1 protein-coding gene is annotated in these 1,323 nt (G+C 69.2%); it reads right to left on the bottom strand.

What is annotated here, in order from left to right; translation table 11 throughout:
* Positions 1–422: 422 nt before the first annotated feature.
* Positions 423–1,323: polysaccharide biosynthesis tyrosine autokinase (locus tag ACI379_RS04590; RefSeq protein WP_439790888.1), on the bottom strand; the 901-nt coding region annotated here is incomplete at its 5' end.

Genomic DNA, 1,323 nt, shown 5'->3' with positions numbered 1-1,323 from the left:
CGGAGGTCGTGATGAGCGGGTTGAGGTCACCCGTGAACTGGGTGATCGCCAGCGAGTCGCCGGTGGCGGCGAATGCCGGTGCTGCGGTGACGACCGTGACGGCCGGGAGAGACCAGGCGGCACTGCGGATGACGTTGCGCCGCGACGGCGCGGGAGCGTGGCTGTTTTCGGACATGGGTGAAGCGGTTCCCCTCGAGATGTGAATCGGGGAAGGCCCGATGCTCCACCCCGTCCCATGAAGGTAAGCGAAAACAGGCTGAGGAATTCGGGAGAACGGCTACGTTACCGACGGGTTCGGAAATGGGGAGTTGGACGTCCGTTCCGGGGGCACGCTCACATGGTCTGGACCATCGCCTATTGACCCGAAGAAATGATCGCGCCGTGTGGGGTATATCACTGTCTGACGTCTCGCGATACGGACGTCAGACCCCGGCGCGACGCTTCCCGGCACCCGATCCGTACGTGTCGGAGCCGTAGTAGCTGTACTCGGTGTACGCGCCCGCGCCGATCGTCTTCTTCGAGACGCGGTTGAGGATGACGCCGAGCGGTCGGGCGTGGACGCGCTTGAGGTGCTCCACGGCGGCCTCGAGCTCGCGGTCCTGGGTCTTGCCGGCGCTCACGGTGATGAGCGCGCCGTCGGCGCCCTGCGCCACGATCGCGGCGTCGGTGACGGGCAGCAGCGGCGGGGCGTCGAGGATCACCATGCCGTGGCGGGCCAGGGTGTCGATGACGTTGCGCATGGCCTGCGAGCCGAGCAGCTCGCTCGGGTTCGGCGGGCGGCTGCCGGCGGTGAGCACGGTCAGGCCGGGGAACTCCGGGTGGTCCTGCAGGGCGTCCTCCAGTGAGAGGCGGCCGGCGAGCACGTCGGTGAGGCCGACGGTGTCGTCGAGGTCGAGCGTCTTGGCCACGTTGGGGCGGCGCAGGTCGCAGTCGACCAGGGTCACGGGCTGGCCCGAAAGCGCGATCGCGAGGGCCAGGTTGGCGGAGATCGTGGACTTGCCGTCACCCTGCTGCGGGCTGGTGATGACGATCGAGTGCGGCGGGTTGTCGACGTCCATGTACGACAGGTTGGTGCGCAGGCGACGCAGGCCCTCGGCGGCGATCGCCTCGGTGCTGACGCCGGTCGCGGTGACGAAGATGCGGGACTTCTCGTCGACCACCGGGATGGAGCCGACCATCGAGACTCCGCCGGCGCGCTCGACGTCCTCGGGGCTGCGCAGGCGGCGGTCGAGGACGGAGCGGACCACGGCGTACCCGAAGCCCAGCAGCGCGCCGAGCAGCGCACCGAGCAGGACGTTGCGGCCGACCTGCGGGCTGACGGGG

This window comes from Nocardioides sp. (assembly GCF_051876515.1).
Classification (GTDB): Bacteria; Actinomycetota; Actinomycetes; order Propionibacteriales; family Nocardioidaceae; genus Nocardioides.
Note: the sequence above shows the minus strand (reverse complement) of the source record. Positions and strands in the feature narration are given on the sequence as shown.